Below are 17,948 nucleotides of genomic sequence, written 5' to 3' on the forward strand. Positions count from 1 at the left end.
ACATGAAATGCATTGGAATAAATAACGGGTTTCAAGTACGATGACATTAATACGAGAGGGGGAGCGGAATTGAATGCTCGCAGCAGGTGGTTAATGATTTCAGTATGTCTTGGAATTCTGCTCAATCCATTAAATTCTTCGATGGTGTCCGTAGCTCTTCCGAGTCTGCAAAATGTGTTTAAGCTGGATTTTACCGGCGTGTCCTGGGTTATATTCTCTTTCTACATTGCAAGTGCAGTTGCCCAGCCTGTCATGGGTAAAGCCAGTGATTTATTCGGCCGCAGGAGAATCTTCCTTGCCGGGCTTGTTATATCCTTCGCGGCATCCTTATTGGCTCCGCTATCACCCTACTTCGGCATGCTTATTGTGCTGCGCGTTGTGCAGTCGATCGGAACAAGCATGATGGTTGCGGTGGGAATGGCCATCATACGCATTCATATTACGGAGAGACAAGCGACTGCACTGTCTGTCTTGTCCATATTCCTATCCGGAGCCGCAGCGATTGGCCCTTTTATAGGCGGTGTCCTGATTCATTGGTGGGGGTGGCCAGCTATTTTTCTGGTCAATATTCCGTTTGTGCTGGCAAGCTTTCTGCTCGCCCGGAAGACGATACCTAAGGAAGAGCGGTCTACACTTCTCACTGCGCGGGACATGACTTTTCGAAAGTGGGTTGCTGTGATCGATGTATCAGGAATTCTGCTCTTCACAGTAGGGCTGATTGCTCTGCTCGTTGGGCTGCTCTCAGCCAAATCAGCCGGGCAATTCTCCTCAGGAAGTCTTATACCCCTGCTGATCGGCCTCGCAGCGCTGGGGGGATTCGTAAGACATGAGCTCAAGACGAAGACGCCCTTCATTCCTTTGCAGACATTCGCCCGGCATCCTGCGATGACCTCTGTCAATATCCAATATATCCTTGTTAATCTGCTATATTATTCGCTCTTCTTCGGGTTCCCTTCTTACCTGCAAACGGTCCGGCACGTCAGCGAGTTCAACACAGGAATCCTTATGCTGACCTTGGGTCTGGCCTCGCTGGTCACTTCGCCGCTGGCAGGACGATGGATTGATAAGTCAGGACCCCGGCCGGCGCTGCTCATGTCTGCTATTCTGATGACTTTTGGGTCCGTATGGATCGTGACCTTGAATCAGACAACATCCGTGATCAGTGTATGCTTGGCACTAGCCGCATTCGGGATTAGTAACGGGCTGAGTAACGTAGGCATGCAAGCAGCCATGTTCCAAAGTTCTCCGAAGGAGATTATCGGTGTCGCATCAGGTCTGTTCAATACCTCGAGATACTTGGGGACCATACTATCTTCCTTGTTGATCGGTATCGTTATGGGAGGCAAATTCAGCTTCGGGGGATTTCGGTGGCTTGCGGTGATTCTCACAATAATTGCCTTGTGTTTGGTATTCATGAACCGGCGGACCCGGGAGTCAGGGCCATTGCAAGAGTCAGAGGTTCCGTCAGGCTCCAATTAAATGTGCGAGTATGAGCATAGGTTCATAAGAATTGAATGCTGCGTTAATCTTTTGGAAAATAAATAAAGTGGGTGTCCCCGGTTCATCAACCTGGGAACACCCACTTTTTTATAATGGTGGATTTGCGTGACATCTGCGGCATACCGGATAGTAGGCTTCGCTGCCGCCGATCTGGATCTGTTCGCCGTTATACACGGGCTTGCCATTCTCAACCCGCAGGTTCATGGTGGCCTTGCGTTCACAGAACCAGCAAATCGTCTTCATCTCTTCTAATTTGTCGGCATAGATCAGCATCTGCTCACTGCCCTCGAACAAGCGGTTCTGGAAGTCGTTCTTGAGCCCGAACCCCATGACGGGTACGTCCAGTTCATCCACGATCCGGGCAAGCTGCCGGATGCCTTCCTTCTTGAGGAACTGGCACTCATCCACCAGTACGCAGTACGGCCTCGGTTCGTGCTCCTTCACCATGCTGAATATATCTGTGTCATCATAGATCGGAATGGCCTGTCTTCGCATACCGACACGGGAGGACACGAATCCAATCTCGTCCCGGGTGTCGAGCGCCGGTGTGAAGATCAGAACGGGCTTGTTCTGTTCCTCATAATTGTGGGCTACTTTAAGAATCTCAATAGACTTACCGCTATTCATTGCTCCGTATTTGAAGTATAACTGTGCCAAGCTGCATGTTCCTTTCCCCGCTGAAAATATCTATTACAGCATAATAGGCGGGCTTAACGTTAGTCAATGAGGAACCGCTGGGAGCTAAAGGCTGAACCGCTGGGCAGTTGGCTCAGAAAGCCAGAACTCCAGAAAGCTAGAAAGCCCAGAACTCCAGAACTCCAGAACTCCAGAACTCCCAGAACTCCCTAAGACGACTCCTTCGCAGCCGCCCCTTCCGCCGAACTATGCATCCCGGCGGGAAGCTGATCCGTTCCAAGCATCATGTCCAGCGCAGGATTCGTGACCCCGAAATAATGCTGGGAATCTTTAAAGTGATGAAGTAAGTGGTACTTCTTCATCCATCTGCCAAAGCGTGTGCGGGGAGTAATTGGGCGATGCGAGACATAATGAACCCACTCGTAGAGCAGGTGATAGACGGCTACCCCGAACATAAGTGCACTACTGAGATGAAGGCTTTGGAGAGCAAGGGTGAAGAAAAGCCAGAACAGGAGATGGACCGGAACGTTGTAGGTGTTGGGTGTGAGCATGTCCTTGAAATCCTGCGGGTTCTTATGGTGATTGTCATGTCCTTCATGAGCCTTCGGCATGATCCTTGACAGCCATCCGTGCAGAATGAAGCGATGCGAGACATATTCGACAATGAAAAAGACCAGTAGTCCTCCCAAGACAGCGCACCACATCCAGCGGCTGTAAGGTGTGAGGAGCGTAACAACCGCATACACGATCAGCATACAAGTGATGAAGAGCACCCTTGAATCAAAGGCAAACTCCTTCACGAACTGCTTCTGTTTACTTTTCATAGTCTGATTTCATCCCTCTCCTTATATCTCTATAACAAGATCAATAAATTGAACTAAGTTCAAGGCCCTCATCCGGAATTCTGGTATATGTAGCAAAATTTGTAACTTTAGTTCATTACTTATAATTAAGCACAGAACTCAGGCTTTGACTACTGGGCCAAAGTCCAGTGAATGACAGCTCTAAGGTCCAGAGTTAATTACCTCCTCCAGATGGTGTGCTGGCACTATTCACGTCCTCTATACTTTCAACATGAGAGACAAATTTTGGGGAGGAAGAAGAAATTGAAATCACTGATTCGTTTTAGTATGAAGAATGCCACAGCTGTATTGCTGCTGGTAGCGGTACTGGCTGCTGGGGGTTATTATGCGGTCAGCCAAATGAAGATGGAGAAATACCCGGATGTGGATATTCCGTATCTGCATGTCAATATTGGATATCCGGGCGCATCACCCGAGCAGTCCATGAGAGATGTAGGTGAGGTACTGGAAAAAGACTTTCGCAATATAGAAGGAGTGACCGGCGTATATACCTGGGGGGCTCCCAATGCCTATTCCGGTGTAATCAAGACCAGCATGTCGGTCAATATGGACAAGATTGAAGAGGAAGCTCGTAACATCGTCTCCAAGGCCAAGCTTCCCGAGGGCACAGGTGAGCCTGTCTTCTTCAGCGAGAAGCTTGACCCCGAAATTTATACGGTTGCCTATAGCGGAGCAGATCAAGAGAAGCTTGCGCGATTCGTGGAGGACGAAGCCGTCCCGGCTGTTAAATCGGCTGAGGGGATAGGGCAGGTTGAGGTAAAGGGCATACAAGATAAGAACATATACATACAGATTAAACCCGGCAAGCTTAAGGAGAAAGGACTAACTCTCGATCAAGTCCAGCAAATGATTACAGCTAATCATGTGAATATTCCGATTGGTGACATCAAGACATCTTCGCAGCTTCTGCCCGTTCGGATGGATGATACCCTGCAATCGATTGAGGATGTCCGGAATATCCGGTTGTTTGCGGCAGCTGCGCCCCAGCCTCTATCTGGGGGAGAAGCCAAGCTGAACTCTTTTGCACTGAGCGAGATTGCAGATGTTACATACCGTGCATCGGATGACACCATTACCCATATGAATGGAATGCCTGCTGTGACCCTTAGTGTTCTGTCGAAGGGCGGACAGGATACCGTAGGGATGGTGAAGCAGATTAAGCATAACCTATCAAGCCTCGTCATTCCCTCAGGAATCAAGCAGGAGCTGCTGCTGGATCAATCCGAGGATATAGAGCACTCGGTCTACGGCATGCTTCGGGAAGTGCTGCTCGGATGTCTGATGGCGGTTGCGGTCACGCTGTTGTTCCTGCGTAACCTGCGTTCGACCTTGATTGCTGTCATTTCCATACCGCTGTCGATGCTGGCTTCATTTATTGTACTGAACCAGCTTGGTTATACCCTGAATATGATGACTCTCGCAGGAATCGCCGTAGCCATCGGGCGGGTCGTGGATGACTCGATTGTGGTAATTGAAAATGTGTTCCGCCGGGTGCGGGGAGCTCAGGAACGAAATGCAGAGCTGGTCGAGCAGGCTACCCGCGAGGTGTCTTCGGCTATCACCTCCTCAACGCTAACGACCGTGGCGGTCTTCCTGCCGCTGGCCTTCGTGCCAGGCATTGTAGGTAAATTCTTCGTTCCGCTGGCATGGACCATTGTAATTTCGCTGCTGTTCTCACTTCTGGTTGCGGTAACCCTTGTTCCGCTCATGTCGAGACTGTTCCTGCTCAAGATTAAGCATAAGGAGCATAAGGAAGGCAGTCTGCAGAAGCTCTACCGCAGAATGCTATCAGGAGTCCTTCGTCACAGAGCGGTGACGCTCCTGCTTGCGATTGTTCTTCTTGCTGGAAGCTTGGCAGTCCCTGCCGTAGGCGCAATAGGCTTCAACTTTCTGCCCTCGGAGAAGCCGACCAACTTTAATGTGGATGTCACCATGCCGGTAGGGACAAATGAGGCTTTAACGCAGCAGGTTGTTAAGGCTGTAGAGCAGGCAGTTAAGGCTGAGCCTGGAGTGGAGCGTACTTTTATACGTACGGCAGATGAAGAGGGGCGTGTTGCTTTCAAAGTAACTAAAGAAGCGGATACGACCCGTATCGGTGAAGAGCTACGGAGTAAGTTCGCGGATATCAAGGGCGCCGAGAGTATTGTGCTGGTTGGTCTAGGCGGGATTGGCGGGAACAATCTGAACATTATTGTGAACGGGCCCAGTCATGCAGCGATTGCAGAAGGAGCCAATCAAATCGCTGCGGCCATCCGCAAAATTGACGGTTTGGCGGACGTTCGAAGCTCGGCTCAAGGAGAGAAGCCCGAGATTGCCATTGACCTGAATCATGAGCGGGTGGCTGAGAACGGACTGACGCCTGCCCAGGTAGCCTCAGGCCTGAGAATGATGGTAACCGGGGGCACCATTGCAAGCATGGATATCAACAATAAGCCGTCCGATGTTATTCTGAAGCTGCAGACCGATCATACGGGTTCTGCCGAGCAGCTTAAGGAACAGGAAGTTACCGGCGCTTTGGGTCAACCGGTTAAGCTTGGGGATCTGGGTGTGATCAAGAAGATCCAAAGCCGGACCCTGGTTGCCCATTTGGACCAGAAAGAATATATGGAGGTCTATGCGTCCATTACCGATAACAACTCAGCTAAAGTGAGCAGTGAAGCCTTTGCCGCCATTAATGCTCTTAAGCTGCCGAATGGCGTATCCTGGACCTCGGAAGGGGCCGCCAAGGAAATGAATGATGGGTTCGTCAGTATGGGCATAGCCCTGCTGGTCAGTGTTGTGCTTGTCTACTTTGTAATGCTGCTAGCTTTTGGTCAAGCCAAGCTTCCGTTCGTTATCCTTGCGTCCATTCCTTTCTCTATCATTGGAGCGATTGGCGGATTGTTCCTTTCAGGGGAGCCGATTGGAATGCCGGCGATGATTGGACTGCTGATGCTGAACGGCATCGTTGTAACCAATGCCATCGTACTGCTTGACCGGGTGAAGCAGAATGAACAGAAGGGGATGGAGAGACGGCAGGCCTTGATCGAAGCCGGAGTTACGCGTGTGCGTCCTATTCTGATGACGGCCATTGCTACGGTAGGCGCCCTGCTTCCGCTTGCTCTATCCACCGAGGCTGGCTTGGTATCCCGTGCTCTTGCGGTGGTGGTGATCGGCGGACTTGTCAGTTCGACGCTTCTAACCCTGCTGATCGTGCCGGTCATTTACAGTTTCACGGGCTCTAGGCGCGAGAAAGTGAAGCATAAGCAGGAGGTGCTGATTCCGGCCGAGCAGCTATAAATGCAATGACTAACGCGAAGCAGGCCAAGGCTGCTTGCACTTATAAAGACCAGGCGAATTATAGACATTCGCCTGGTCTTTCATATATTCAGAGAGGGAAGCATCTTAACTTCGTGTTAGATAGGACAATCCTGCTATAATAGACGAATTGAACAAAACAACAAGCGAAAGAACAGGAGTATGTAATGATTCGGATAGCGAAAGAGAGAATACTAGAAATTGAACTTCTCCGGGGGATTGCTTTCGCGGGGGTAGTGTTCCAGCACGCGGTCGCCCATTATGGCTACCTGAAGGAGATAGGCCTTGCTGACGGAGTACTGCTGGCCCTGCTCGTCATTCTATCGAAATTTGCGGTGCCCGTATTTATTTTTATTACTGGGATGGTGCTCTTCTACAATTACGATGGAGAACTGAAATATCGCTCTTTTCTGGTAAAAAGACTCAAGGATATAGGAGCACCCTTTTTCATATGGTCCATCTTTTATATGTTCCTGAATCACGCCTTTCCTCACCTCCGTCTTGAAGAAATCTTAGCGGCCGGTGAACGGCTGATTACGGGCAAAGCAAGCTATCATCTATGGTATGTATTCATGATGATTCAGTTCTATCTATTGTTCCCGCTGTTCCGGAAATGGGTGAGAGGAGGATCTCAGCGACTGCGCCCAAGAGTCCGTCCGTGGGTTGCTACGGCGGCAGGGGCTGCTTATATCGGGCTGATGCCGCTGATCGGAATTATCGCGGGAATGTTCTCAGCAGCCGATATTCCGGTGATCACTCCGCTATTTACCACTTATGCAGACCGAAACGTGCTTTATTATTTGTTTTATTTCCTGCTGGGCGCAGCAGCGGGCCTGAACGTTCCCAGATGGCAGCAATGGGTTAGGCAGGGACAATTCCTCTACTGGCCGGTATTTATCGGCTTCACAGCCTACTTCTTCTATCGTCTGGTGAATGGCTTTATTGGCGCGGAGGGGCTTCATATTAATTTTAACGGAGTGGCGCTGCTGCAGCCCCTTATGGTTATTTTCCTTACAAGCTCGATCTTTGTGCTCTATAGGATTGCGATGGCTTTGAAGACTGGCGCTCATCCGCTTCTGCTCCGCATGCTATCCGGGATCAGCGTGTTATCGTATGGGGCCTATCTGATGCATGCCGCCGTGCTGAGGCTCGCGTATGCTCTGGAAGGCAGCTTGTTCGCGGGATGGAGTATGACTCTGCGTACGCTGATAGCTTTTATATTATGTATGATGATGTGCTGCCTGTTAACTTGGCTGCTGGCTAGGCTTCCGTTTGGCAAATGGGTGGTCGGTATTCATATTCCGCAGAGATCGAGGACAGGGCAGCAGGCGGAACAGAAGCCTGGCATAACCTCCTGACTTAGGAAGACATCGTCTATGAATTACCTTCGTAAAACATGATAACCAGCCCACACCATCAGGCTCATGTCTGCGTAAATTGAGTCATGAACCTATGGAGGTGAATAACCATTGGCGAAGTTGTCCAATCATGCGAAAGCTCGCAAGTATTTGAACAGACGGGTGAAGATCAAGACCAAGACAGGCAGTATCCTGTACGGGACTATTGTGAAAGTATCCGGCAAGCGTCTGTATTTGAATACATCCTCACTGCACGGCAAGGATACCAAGGCTCACGTCACTTTTGCGCCACTAATTCTGCCTCTGGTCCTTTTCGATCTGCTTGCCATTATTTTGCTGGAACAGCCTAGAAGAAGACATCACAGACACCACAGGTGGTAGCTTGCTAGTGGAACGTTCCGTAACTAGACGTTGGTCTGCTGCAAGCGGCCAGAACACGCAGTGATCCTTAAGGAAAGCCATTTGGCTTTCTGAGTGTAGAGGAACCCAGGTTAAAGCAACCTTGGGTTTCTTTTTTATTTCCGGTAGTTTTGCAGCTCTTATGTAAAGTCCCGGCTTGTCAAACATGTCCGCATAATCGTCCAAGTTCCCACATAGACATGTATCAAGTTTAGGAAAATTCATATGGGCTAAGGGGATGATACCATGCGTCGAATCACATGGGTGCTAACCATGGTGATAGCTTTCAGCATGCTGCTGGCTGCGTGCGGCACGAAGAATTCTGCTGATGTTATCAAAGACTTGGATCAAGTCGTTACAAAGATGGAAAGTTATGAAGGTACGGGAACGATGACCCTCCATACAGGGGATAAGCCTCAGGAGTACCGGGTGGAGGTATGGTATCAGAACCCGTCATATTACCGGATTGCCTTAACGAATGCGCAGAAAGACGTGACCCAGATCGTACTCCGCAACGATCAAGGGGTGTACGTGCTTACACCAAGTCTGAACAAGAGCTTCCGTTTCCAGAGCGATTGGCCTGAGAATCAAGGGCAGGTATATCTGTACCAGACCTTGGTTCGCAGTATCCTGAACGATACCTCGCGTCAATTTGTAGACGATAAGGACAGCTATGTTTTTGATGTGGCAGCCAATTATAATACCCAGACCCTGGTGCGTCAGAAGATTTGGCTGAACAAGAAGGACTATGCGCCAAAGCAGGTTCAGGTCTCAGACTCGAACGCCAATGTGGTCGTTGAAGTGAAATTTGACAAGTTCAAATTCGATGCCGGTTTTGATAAGAAGTCGTTCGACATGCAGCAGAATCTGAATGCTGCTACACCGAACTCCAAGGGCACGATCCTGGAAGTGGATGAGAACGGACAATTGGTCGAGAAGACCCCGGATCAGAACCAAGCGGCTGATTCTTCCTCGGACAGCAAGGATACCGCGGCACAATCAGCGGACGATAAGGCAGCTCAGGATTCTGCCAAGCTTCCCGCGATGAATGAGACCTTCGGGGTCATTATGCCGACCTATCTTCCTGAGGGTGTAGCCAAGAAAGAAGAGAAGGTCATCGAAGGCAGCGAGAACAGTGCAGTACTCCTTCGTTATGATGGAGCATATCAATATACGCTGACGGAGGGCCGAGCAGCTGACCGAGCGGTATCTCTGGCGGCCAATGGCCAGGTTATCGATCTGGGCTTCACCTGGGGTTATCTGACCGGATCCGACCAGGAGACACAGAATTTGGCCTGGACCGTGGACGGTCTGGAATTCAATCTTACCAGCAACAATCTGCCCGCGAATGAAATGATCAAGATCGCCGCTTCTATGCAGGATCAAACGGGTAAATAATAGTGGGTAGACGGATAACGGCTGGAGGGAGGATAAATCTTGCCCCTTCACACCGTCCATCCGTCCTCTTTTTTTATCTGCTGTTAACGTGGTATGATCGCCTGAATCATTCTGCCGGAATGCTGGTTTACTTGCAGAAAAAGGTTTCTCTATCGTAATTGACAGCCATCACTGGGAACATTAACATTAGTTTATTGTGTTAATGGATTTTCAAACATTAGAGAAGGTGACCTCATTGCAAGTAAACTATCGACCCACCCAAGTCCAAATTGATCTGGACGCTCTTCAAGCCAACTATTTGGCATTCCGTCAGGCTCTGCCTGAAGGGATGAAGCTTCTGGCCTGTGTGAAAGCAAATGCTTATGGCCATGGAGCGGTACAAGTAGCCAAGGAAATGCAGCGCCTCGGTGCTGATTATCTTAGCGTAGCGTTTCTGGATGAAGCTTTGGAGCTGCGGCAGGCAGGTATATCGCTCCCCATCTTGGTCCTGGGCTATGTACCTGTGCATGGGATTCAAGCGGCTTGGGAGAACGACGTAACGATCGCCCTGTTCAGTGAGGAAGTGCTGAGCGCCATTCGAGAGATGGATGCCTCCAAATTTGCGGGCAAGCTCAAGGTACACATTAAAGTGGATTCGGGAATGGGACGACTGGGGCTGTTACCCGGTGAGAAGCTGACCCGATTTGTCGGTGACGTGATGGCGGTGCCGCATGTGGAGGTAGAGGGGCTATTTACCCACTATGCCACGGCAGATGAGGAAGATAAGACCTATACACTGGAGCAGTACCGACGTTTTCAGGGCGCGTGCGAAGCACTGCGGGAGCAGGGTTATGAGATCCCGATTATACATACGGGCAACAGTGCTGTCGCCGTAGATATGCCGCAGATCTCCTGCGATATGGTTCGTATAGGGATTTCCCTATATGGTCTATATCCGTCAGCAGAGGTCGAGCAGACTAAGGTGAAGCTAAGCCCGGTATTAACACTGAAAACACAGGTAGTATTTGTTAAAAAGCTGCCCCCGCACTCAGGCATCAGCTACGGGATACGCTATACGACCGAAGCCGAGGAGCTGATAGGTACACTCCCTATCGGTTATGCGGATGGATATTCACGTATGCTGACGGGGAAAGCACAGGTTCTAATTCGCGGACGCCGCGTTCCTGTCGTTGGGACCATCTGCATGGACCAGTGTATGGTATCGTTGCAAACTTTTGCCGAAACGGCAGAGGAAATTCAAGCCGGAGAAGAGGTTGTCCTCATTGGCCAGCAGGGCGGGGAGACTATTACCGCAGGCGAGCTGGCTTCTGAGCTAGGTACCATCCACTACGAGATCATCTGCATGCTGGCTCACCGCATACCACGGCTTTACACTCGTTCAGGGGTGCCTGAACTCAGGGTGAATCCGCTGGTTGCGGCGAGTTCCAATTAACGGTTACCCCCAAAAGTTTTTACCTGTATGGAGGAATTGTTCTTAGGTACCCCGAATATATCAAGTAATTGGAAAATGACAAATGGTATGTACGCCACTGTGGTTTTTCGTTTATAATGAAATGCAGCATACTTGATATACAGGGAGCATATATTCCTTTGTATAAATTTCCTTGGATAATGATATACTGGTCCTAGGAAAGAAGGTCGAGAGGTTTGTGGGGGTGTAAAGTAATTGGCCAATATGCAGAGCACCAAAAGAATCATGATCAGCTTGCCAGATTATCTTTTGCAAGAAGTGGATGGGATTGTAGCTATGGAGAATTCCAACCGCAGTGAACTTATTAGGCAGGCAATGAAGCTCTACTTGAACGAGCGGAAGAAGCGTTATATCCGTGAGTCCATGCAGCGCGGTTACATGGAGATGGCGAAGATTAACCTGACCATGGCCTCTGAAGCGTTCCATGCGGAGGAAGATGCGGACAGCACTCTGGATCGGCTAGTAAGCGGGGTGTGAATATGATCGTAAAGCGCGGTGACGTATTTTTTGCTGACCTCTCACCTGTTGTCGGTTCCGAGCAGGGAGGGGTAAGACCGGTGCTTATTATCCAGAACGATATCGGGAACCGTTTCAGCCCGACAGCCATAGTTGCTGCAATTACGGCTCAAATTCAGAAGGCAAAGCTGCCGACTCATGTTGAGATTGAAGCGGCTACGCATGGGTTTGACCGGGATTCCGTGATTTTACTGGAGCAGATACGAACCATTGACAAGCAAAGGCTGACTGACAAGATCACCCATCTGGATGAAGAGACGATGAAGAAGGTGGATGAGTCACTGCTTATCAGCGTGGGACTGATTGATTTCTAAACAAAAACATGACCTGATTATAAGAGGTGCGCCGGGGAGACCTGGGCGCATTTTTTATTTGGGTATCAGGCTGCTGGCAATATAGGCTGAAGTTTGTGATAATAAGTTACATATAGTTTAGGGAAAGAGGGATTGGATTTGTCAGATATGGACACGTTGGTGGAGGTTTCACCTCAGGAGGTTCAAGCGGAAGAACAGGAGCGGATCATAAAGCAGATCGCCAAAGAACTGCAGATTTCCGTCAAACAGATACGCACAACGATCGGGCTGCTGGGTGAAGGGAACACCATTCCGTTCATTGCCCGCTACCGTAAGGAAATGACAGGAGAGCTGGATGAGAACCAGCTTCGCAATATTGAAGAACGGGCGGCTTATTTACGCGGCCTGGAAGAGCGGAAGCGCGAAGTCATCCGGATTATTGATGAACAAGGCAAGCTTACACCAGAGCTCGCTGCGGCGATCAAGCAATCAGGGAAGCTTCAGGAGGTGGAGGACCTGTACCGTCCTTACCGCCAGAAGCGTAAGACACGTGCGAGTGTGGCGAAGGAGAAGGGACTTGAGCCCTTGGCTGAATGGCTCTTGAGCCAACCGAAGCAGGGAGATCTGCTTGCTGAGGCTGCGAAATATGTCAGTGCGGACAAGGGAGTGGACTCAGCAGAAGTAGCAGCACAGGGAGCCATGGATATTGTCGCTGAAATTTTTGCGGACGATGCGGCCATACGGGCCTGGGTACGCCGATATACGTTCGATCATGGCATGATTGATACGGCGGCGAAGGATGCCGAACAGGAAACCGTCTATGAAATGTACTACAGCTACCGGGAGCTGGCCAAGAAAATGCCGCCGCACCGTATTCTGGCGATCAACCGGGGTGAGCGCGAGAGTGTTCTGAAGGTATCGCTGGACGTCCCTGCTGAGCCGGTTCACAAGTATATGGCCGGCCAAATCATTAAAGGGCATTCCCCGGTGGAGGCAGCGCTTCATACCGTGATTGAAGATGCCTACAAGCGTCTGATCGCTCCGTCAATCGAGCGTGAAGTGCGCGCAGAGCTGACCGAGAAGGCCGAGAATCAGGCCATCTCGATCTTCTCGGGCAACCTTCGCAGCCTGCTTCTGCAGCCGCCGGTGAAGGGCAAGAACGTCCTTGGCGTGGACCCTGCCTACCGGACGGGCTGCAAGCTTGCCGTCGTCGACGACACGGGCAAGCTGCTTGAGGTAGCGGTGACCTATCCGACACCGCCGCACAACAAGAAGCGCGAAGCTGCCGCCAAATTTAATGAGCTGATTGATAAGTACGCCATTCAGCTCATTGTCATCGGGAACGGAACGGCTTCGCGCGAATCCGAGCAGTTCGTCGCCGAGATCATCGCCGAACGTGAGGAGCAGGAGCTCGCTTACCTGATCGTCAGCGAGGCTGGGGCCAGCGTCTACTCCGCATCGAAGCTCGCGCAGGAGGAATTCCCTGCGCTTGACGTCGCTGAGCGAAGCGCGGTCTCCATCGCCCGCCGGGTTCAGGATCCGCTTGCCGAGCTCGTCAAGATTGATCCCAAAGCCATCGGCGTCGGCCAGTACCAGCACGATGTCTCCCAGAAGCATCTGGAGGAGAGCCTGAAGACGGTGGTTGAATCCGCGGTTAACCACGTTGGAGTGGATGTGAATACCGCCTCGCCTTCTCTGCTGTCTTATGTCTCTGGGGTTAATGCGACAACAGCGAAGAATATTGTGAAGTTCCGCGAAGAGAACGGCAAGTTCATGAATCGCAAGCAGCTTCAGAAGGTTCCGCGCCTTGGCGCCAAGACCTATGAGCAGTGCATTGGCTTCATGCGTATTCCGGGAGGAAGCGATCCGCTTGATCGCACGCCGATTCACCCGGAATCCTATTCTGTGGTTACCCGCCTGCTTAAGGAGCTGAATATCGAGCCGCAGCAGCTGGGCTCCAAAGAAGTGGCTGCCCAGCTGTCGAGCCTCCAGCCCGAACCGCTGGCAGAGAGCCTTGACGTGGGCGTGCCTACATTGAAGGACATTCTGGAGAGCTTGCAGCGTCCGGGGCGGGATCCGCGTGAGGAGCTGCCGCTGCCTATTTTCCGTACAGATGTGCTGAAGATTGAGGATCTCACTCCTGGAATGAAGCTGCAGGGTACCGTTCGGAATGTAATCGACTTTGGCGCTTTCGTGGATATCGGGATTAAGAGTGATGGACTTGTTCATATTTCGCAGCTTAGCAGCGGGTATGTGAAGCATCCAATGGATATCGTATCCGTTGGGGATAACGTGACCGTCTGGGTTCTGAGCGTGGATGTGAAGAAAGGCCGCGTTGGCCTGACGATGCGTGATCCTGAGAAGAACTAGGACTCAAAATACAAGAAGGTTGTCCTCCAGCAGTGGGTCTGCGGTGGTCAACCTTCTTTTTATGTTCGAATATCCAGTTAAATGGAGGAGGTTAATACGATAGGGATTAGGCTTGGTGTGCTTTGGGCTCCGTCGTAATCATCCACTGAACTCCATACTTATCTTCAATTTCGCCGAACAAGGCTCCCCAGAAAGCGGGCTCAAGCGGAAGCTTTACTTTACCATCTTCAGCAAGATTAGCAAAAGCCACTCGCGCTTCTTGTTCAGATTTGAATTCAAGCAATTGGGAAATAGAATTTCCATAACGTAATGATTCATATACGAAGTCAGACATCAAGAAATGTACACCGGCGGCAACAAAGCTTAAGTTGATAATTTTGTCCCTTAGCTCCTCCTTCGTCCCAGGAATTTCTCCATACGTGGTTACGGAGTGAATTTCGCCTCCGAGTGCCTTGATGTAGAACTCAGCCTGCGATCTGGCATCTTCCGAGAAAATATGGGTTGTAAGTTTGGCCATCGGTCAACATTCCTTTACTTATGCTTAGAATTGGTTAATCCATTCTAACATACTGAGAACGATATTTACTGTTATTTCTCTCTCAAAGACAAGAAGCCACGCTGAAGTCGCGGGGACTTTAGCGTGGCTTCTTAAGGGCTATGCATCAGTTACAGCTGACCTGCATTATGATTGTCTTGTGGGCGATTATAGTAGAAAAACCAGCACTCGTTAAGCAGTCTGATCTGGCGCCGGTCCTTCTTATGAAACGCCCGCATAATTTGATTACAGAGCCATTTTGGCAAAAGGCTCACCCTCCTGTCGAATTCCCTTTAATATGCATAGCATATGGGGGGAAGCCCGGAAGTGTGCAGGTCCTACACCGATTGTTCTGCTTCTTCTTCGTACCACTGTTCGAGTTGGGCCTGAAGAGCACGGATCTCGGTAAGCAGTGAAATGAGCGGATAGCTGCTCTCTTTGATCTCCGAGAAGGAAGCCTCAAGCGCATTGATATATTCCAGTCCACTGGTAATCCGGCTCGTCTCTTCAAGCAGATCGAGCCGGTCGCACTCGGCAACCGCTTTGGGAAGCGCAGGAATGTGCTCCGCTGTCAGCTTGGCAATTTCCTTGTGAAGCCGTAGATTCAAAGCACTCAGCTGATAGGCATAGTCCGCGGGCATTTCCACGAACTGCAGTTCATGATTGAATTGTAAAATGACATAACGCATAGTCTGCATAATTGGGTGACTCCCTCCAAGTGATTCCTACTTGACAGTGTAGCGTAATCAGAAGTTAAAATTCAAGTGTATCAACCGGGATTTCTGGAATGAGGAAAGGGAGATGATCCTGTGACTAACGATGAGCTGCAGGCATGGGTAGAGGAGATATCCCTACACAGCTTTGGTCTGCCGTTTCGACATAAGGCTTCCTTTAACCCGCGGCTTAGGACGACAGGGGGCAGATATTTTATGAGAACCCATCATATTGATATCAATCCCCACCAGCTTCAAGCGTTCGGAAGAGAGGAAGTCGAGAAGATTATTAAGCATGAGCTGTGCCACTATCATCTGCATTTAGCCGGAAGAGGGTACCAGCATAGAGATCCTGAATTTAAGGCCCTGCTCCACAAGGTAAAAGGAAGCCGCTACTGCCAATCGCTGCCGGGAACTTCCGGCCGAAGACCCCAGCCGTACCGTTACAAGCTGGTCTGCACACGCTGCAGGATGGAATATCTGCGCAAGCGGAAGGTGGATCCGGGACGTTACCGATGCGGGAGATGTGCGGGTAATTTGAGGATGGAAGAACTTTGATCTTCTACGCGGATGACCGCCCGTGATATACTGAGATCATATTCAAGAATGAGGAGTGATCCAATGGCCAAGTCAAATGCCAAGAAGGTAAGAGAGAAGCTGGCGCGTGAAGGCAAGCGCAATCCCGAGGCGGGAAGAAGCCTGTTTGTATTTACGGATATGAGAACTAGAACAACTAAGACCAAGCATGAGAAAATGTATCTGATCAAGCATAAGAACCAGGTTTCCGGGGGCGGAAATGATGGTTCTTTTTTAATGGAGGGATTGGCTTGAGCAAATTTGGATTATATACAAAATTCACGACTCATGATAGTCAGCGTAATACTCTGGTGGAGATTCTGCTCGAAGCAGCCTGCGAAATGGAAGCAGTAGAAGGCTGCATCCTATACATCGTCAACACTCCAGACAACGATCCAAATAGTGTATGGGTAACCGAGGTGTGGAGCGATGCGTCAGCTCATCAGGCATCCCTGGCACTTGAAGGGGCAAGAGAGCTAATTCAGAAAGCCAAACCACTCATCACGGGGATAGAACAGATTAAACTTAGCCCGCTTGGTGGCAAGGGAATTTAAGTTGTATTTTACACAAGTAAGTAACTTAATGTGCTCATAAGTGAGCATGTCTTACATATACATGATAATGGGAACGTACAGGGAGAACCTCTGGGAGAGGAGAACTGGGCCGAAGGAGTATTTTGCGGATGGAATGGAGGAGAGGCACCATGAGTGCTGAACTGCTTATTCAACTGCTTGTGCTCATTATTATGATTATCGGTCTGGATCGACACAGAAAAGATTCCTGAGTTTCCACTACAAAGACCTGGCCAGGCGGCCGGGTCTTTCCCCTGAATTCCACCTAACATTTCCAGATGATTCTTATCCTGTAATTCTTGACTTTGTTAAGTCAGCGTGATAAATTAATTGAAGTATTCATTATTGTTCCCTGATAGCTCAGTTGGTAGAGCACTCGACTGTTAATCGAGTTGTCACAGGTTCGAGTCCTGTTCGGGGAGCCATTTCTATTTGGAGAGATACCCAAGTGGCTATAAGGGGACCCTCTGCTAAGGGGTTAGACTGCGTAAGTGGTGCGAGGGTTCGAATCCCTCTCTCTCCGCCATCATTCACATAACAAGATCTTACATAATGACCAGGGGCTTTTAGAAGCTCCTGGTTTTATTTTGCTGTCCTGATCTATGTGTGCTTATACGCTGATTTAGGATCACCAGGGCTATTTATTAGCAAAACTTTCCTGAATAAAAAAAGTTATAAAAAAAGCTTGTCAGTCGTTTCTATTTTTGATATACTCATTTTTGTTGTCACACGAGAACAACATGAAATACTTAAGGCATGGCCCGTTGGTCAAGGGGTTAAGACACCTCCCTTTCACGGAGGTAACAGGGGTTCGAATCCCCTACGGGTCACCATTTTGTTTAACAGCTTCAAGTAGGGATGAGAACCCATTAGGGTTCGTCGGAGCATCCGTTTCGGTAGGATTACATCGCAGTCTCGTTCGGAGAACGAGTATCCCCTACGGGTCACCATTTTTTTCTTAGTAAGAGCCATTAGCTCAGTTGGTAGAGCACCTGACTTTTAATCAGGGTGTCGAAGGTTCGAGTCCTTCATGGCTCACCATTTTAATTTTATATGCGGTCGTGGTGGAATGGCAGACACGCTATCTTGAGGGGGTAGTGGGTGTATACCCGTGGAGGTTCGAGTCCTCTCGACCGCATCAACAGCTTTAAGCGCAAAGGAACCTTGTTCACAGGGTTCCTTTTTTGCATAGTCTTATGGGGGGATATTCCCCGGAAATAAATATTTGATTTAATTTCCACTTTACATTTGTGCTTGGCATCTATATAATATGAAATGTTCGCTTGAATTAAGCGATTAAGCCGCGCGGTCGTGGTGGAATGGCAGACACGCTATCTTGAGGGGGTAGTGGGTGTATACCCGTGGAGGTTCGAGTCCTCTCGACCGCATATTGTATTGAAGGGACGATCTTTTTGCTGAATTGCAAAGAGATCGTTTCTTTTTTTATGTAG

General features: G+C 49.8%; 17 protein-coding genes and 6 tRNA genes. 18 read left to right on the forward strand and 5 right to left on the reverse strand.

The window, feature by feature from the left end; translation table 11 throughout:
* Positions 1–69 precede the first annotated feature (69 nt).
* Complete coding sequence (locus tag ACEN86_RS04990) at positions 70–1,479, forward strand: MFS transporter (protein ID WP_495633254.1); 1,410 nt, start codon at positions 70–72, stop codon at positions 1,477–1,479.
* A gap of 108 nt (positions 1,480–1,587) precedes the next feature.
* On the opposite strand, the gene ACEN86_RS04995 is transcribed toward ACEN86_RS04990, so the two are convergent.
* Together ACEN86_RS04995 and ACEN86_RS05000 are read right to left on the reverse strand one after the other, a co-directional pair.
* Positions 1,588–2,157, reverse strand: a complete 570-nt coding sequence (locus ACEN86_RS04995; RefSeq protein WP_495633255.1) for a thymidine kinase — start codon at positions 2,155–2,157, stop codon at positions 1,588–1,590.
* Positions 2,158–2,345: 188 nt separating this feature from the next.
* Complete coding sequence (locus tag ACEN86_RS05000) at positions 2,346–2,960, reverse strand: sterol desaturase family protein (RefSeq protein WP_495633256.1); 615 nt, start codon at positions 2,958–2,960, stop codon at positions 2,346–2,348.
* 282 nt (positions 2,961–3,242) lie between these two features.
* Between ACEN86_RS05000 and ACEN86_RS05005 the strand changes: the two genes are divergently transcribed.
* From ACEN86_RS05005 to ACEN86_RS05040, 8 genes are all read left to right on the forward strand, one after another.
* Complete coding sequence (locus tag ACEN86_RS05005) at positions 3,243–6,278, forward strand: efflux RND transporter permease subunit (protein WP_495633257.1); 3,036 nt, start codon at positions 3,243–3,245, stop codon at positions 6,276–6,278.
* Positions 6,279–6,463: 185 nt separating this feature from the next.
* On the forward strand, positions 6,464–7,654 hold the full coding sequence (locus ACEN86_RS05010; RefSeq protein WP_495633258.1) for an acyltransferase: 1,191 nt from the start codon (positions 6,464–6,466) through the stop codon (positions 7,652–7,654).
* Between the two features lie 111 nt (positions 7,655–7,765).
* A complete protein-coding gene (locus ACEN86_RS05015) occupies positions 7,766–8,035 on the forward strand; it encodes a hypothetical protein (protein ID WP_495633259.1) in 270 nt (89 codons plus the stop codon).
* Positions 8,036–8,299: 264 nt separating this feature from the next.
* The gene (locus ACEN86_RS05020) at positions 8,300–9,451 is read left to right on the forward strand and encodes an outer membrane lipoprotein-sorting protein (RefSeq protein ID WP_495633260.1); all 1,152 of its coding nucleotides are present in this window, start codon (positions 8,300–8,302) and stop codon (positions 9,449–9,451) included.
* A 235-nt stretch (positions 9,452–9,686) separates the two neighbouring features.
* A complete protein-coding gene (alr, locus tag ACEN86_RS05025; protein ID WP_495633261.1) occupies positions 9,687–10,883 on the forward strand; it encodes an alanine racemase in 1,197 nt (398 codons plus the stop codon).
* 234 nt (positions 10,884–11,117) lie between these two features.
* The gene (locus ACEN86_RS05030; protein ID WP_495633262.1) at positions 11,118–11,399 is read left to right on the forward strand and encodes a CopG family ribbon-helix-helix protein; all 282 of its coding nucleotides are present in this window, start codon (positions 11,118–11,120) and stop codon (positions 11,397–11,399) included.
* Between the two features lie 2 nt (positions 11,400–11,401).
* Complete coding sequence (locus tag ACEN86_RS05035) at positions 11,402–11,752, forward strand: type II toxin-antitoxin system PemK/MazF family toxin (protein ID WP_127199609.1); 351 nt, start codon at positions 11,402–11,404, stop codon at positions 11,750–11,752.
* 147 nt (positions 11,753–11,899) lie between these two features.
* Entirely contained in the window at positions 11,900–14,101 is a 2,202-nt protein-coding gene (locus tag ACEN86_RS05040) for a Tex family protein (protein ID WP_495634219.1), read from the forward strand.
* A 106-nt stretch (positions 14,102–14,207) separates the two neighbouring features.
* Here the strand turns inward: ACEN86_RS05040 and ACEN86_RS05045 are convergent, their stop codons facing one another.
* The 3 genes from ACEN86_RS05045 to ACEN86_RS05055 form a co-directional block, all read right to left on the reverse strand.
* The gene (locus ACEN86_RS05045; RefSeq protein ID WP_495633263.1) at positions 14,208–14,618 is read right to left on the reverse strand and encodes a VOC family protein; all 411 of its coding nucleotides are present in this window, start codon (positions 14,616–14,618) and stop codon (positions 14,208–14,210) included.
* Between the two features lie 149 nt (positions 14,619–14,767).
* Positions 14,768–14,902 (reverse strand): cortex morphogenetic protein CmpA, encoded by a 135-nt coding sequence (cmpA, locus tag ACEN86_RS05050; RefSeq protein WP_127199611.1) that lies wholly within the window; start codon positions 14,900–14,902, stop codon positions 14,768–14,770.
* Between the two features lie 72 nt (positions 14,903–14,974).
* Complete coding sequence (locus ACEN86_RS05055) at positions 14,975–15,334, reverse strand: hydrolase/acyltransferase (RefSeq protein WP_495633264.1); 360 nt, start codon at positions 15,332–15,334, stop codon at positions 14,975–14,977.
* A gap of 111 nt (positions 15,335–15,445) precedes the next feature.
* On the opposite strand from ACEN86_RS05055, the gene ACEN86_RS05060 reads away from it, so the two are divergent.
* From ACEN86_RS05060 to ACEN86_RS05100, 9 genes are all read left to right on the forward strand, one after another.
* Positions 15,446–15,907, forward strand: a complete 462-nt coding sequence (locus ACEN86_RS05060; RefSeq protein WP_495633265.1) for a SprT family protein — start codon at positions 15,446–15,448, stop codon at positions 15,905–15,907.
* A 63-nt stretch (positions 15,908–15,970) separates the two neighbouring features.
* A complete protein-coding gene (brfA, locus tag ACEN86_RS05065) occupies positions 15,971–16,180 on the forward strand; it encodes a ribosome rescue factor BrfA (protein ID WP_495633266.1) in 210 nt (69 codons plus the stop codon).
* Entirely contained in the window at positions 16,177–16,479 is a 303-nt protein-coding gene (locus tag ACEN86_RS05070) for a putative quinol monooxygenase (RefSeq protein WP_495633267.1), read from the forward strand. The genes brfA and ACEN86_RS05070 overlap by 4 nt, the downstream gene beginning before the upstream one ends.
* Before the next feature lie 367 nt (positions 16,480–16,846).
* Positions 16,847–16,922: transfer RNA gene (locus ACEN86_RS05075), tRNA-Asn, on the forward strand.
* A gap of 9 nt (positions 16,923–16,931) precedes the next feature.
* Positions 16,932–17,023: transfer RNA gene (locus ACEN86_RS05080), tRNA-Ser, on the forward strand.
* A 232-nt stretch (positions 17,024–17,255) separates the two neighbouring features.
* Positions 17,256–17,330: transfer RNA gene (locus tag ACEN86_RS05085), tRNA-Glu, on the forward strand.
* A gap of 132 nt (positions 17,331–17,462) precedes the next feature.
* A tRNA-Lys gene (locus ACEN86_RS05090) sits at positions 17,463–17,538 on the forward strand.
* Between the two features lie 14 nt (positions 17,539–17,552).
* Positions 17,553–17,635, forward strand: a tRNA-Leu gene (locus ACEN86_RS05095).
* Positions 17,636–17,802: 167 nt separating this feature from the next.
* Positions 17,803–17,885, forward strand: a tRNA-Leu gene (locus tag ACEN86_RS05100).
* The last annotated feature ends 63 nt before the right edge of the window (positions 17,886–17,948 follow it).

This window comes from Paenibacillus sp. Paensp111 (assembly GCF_059492195.1).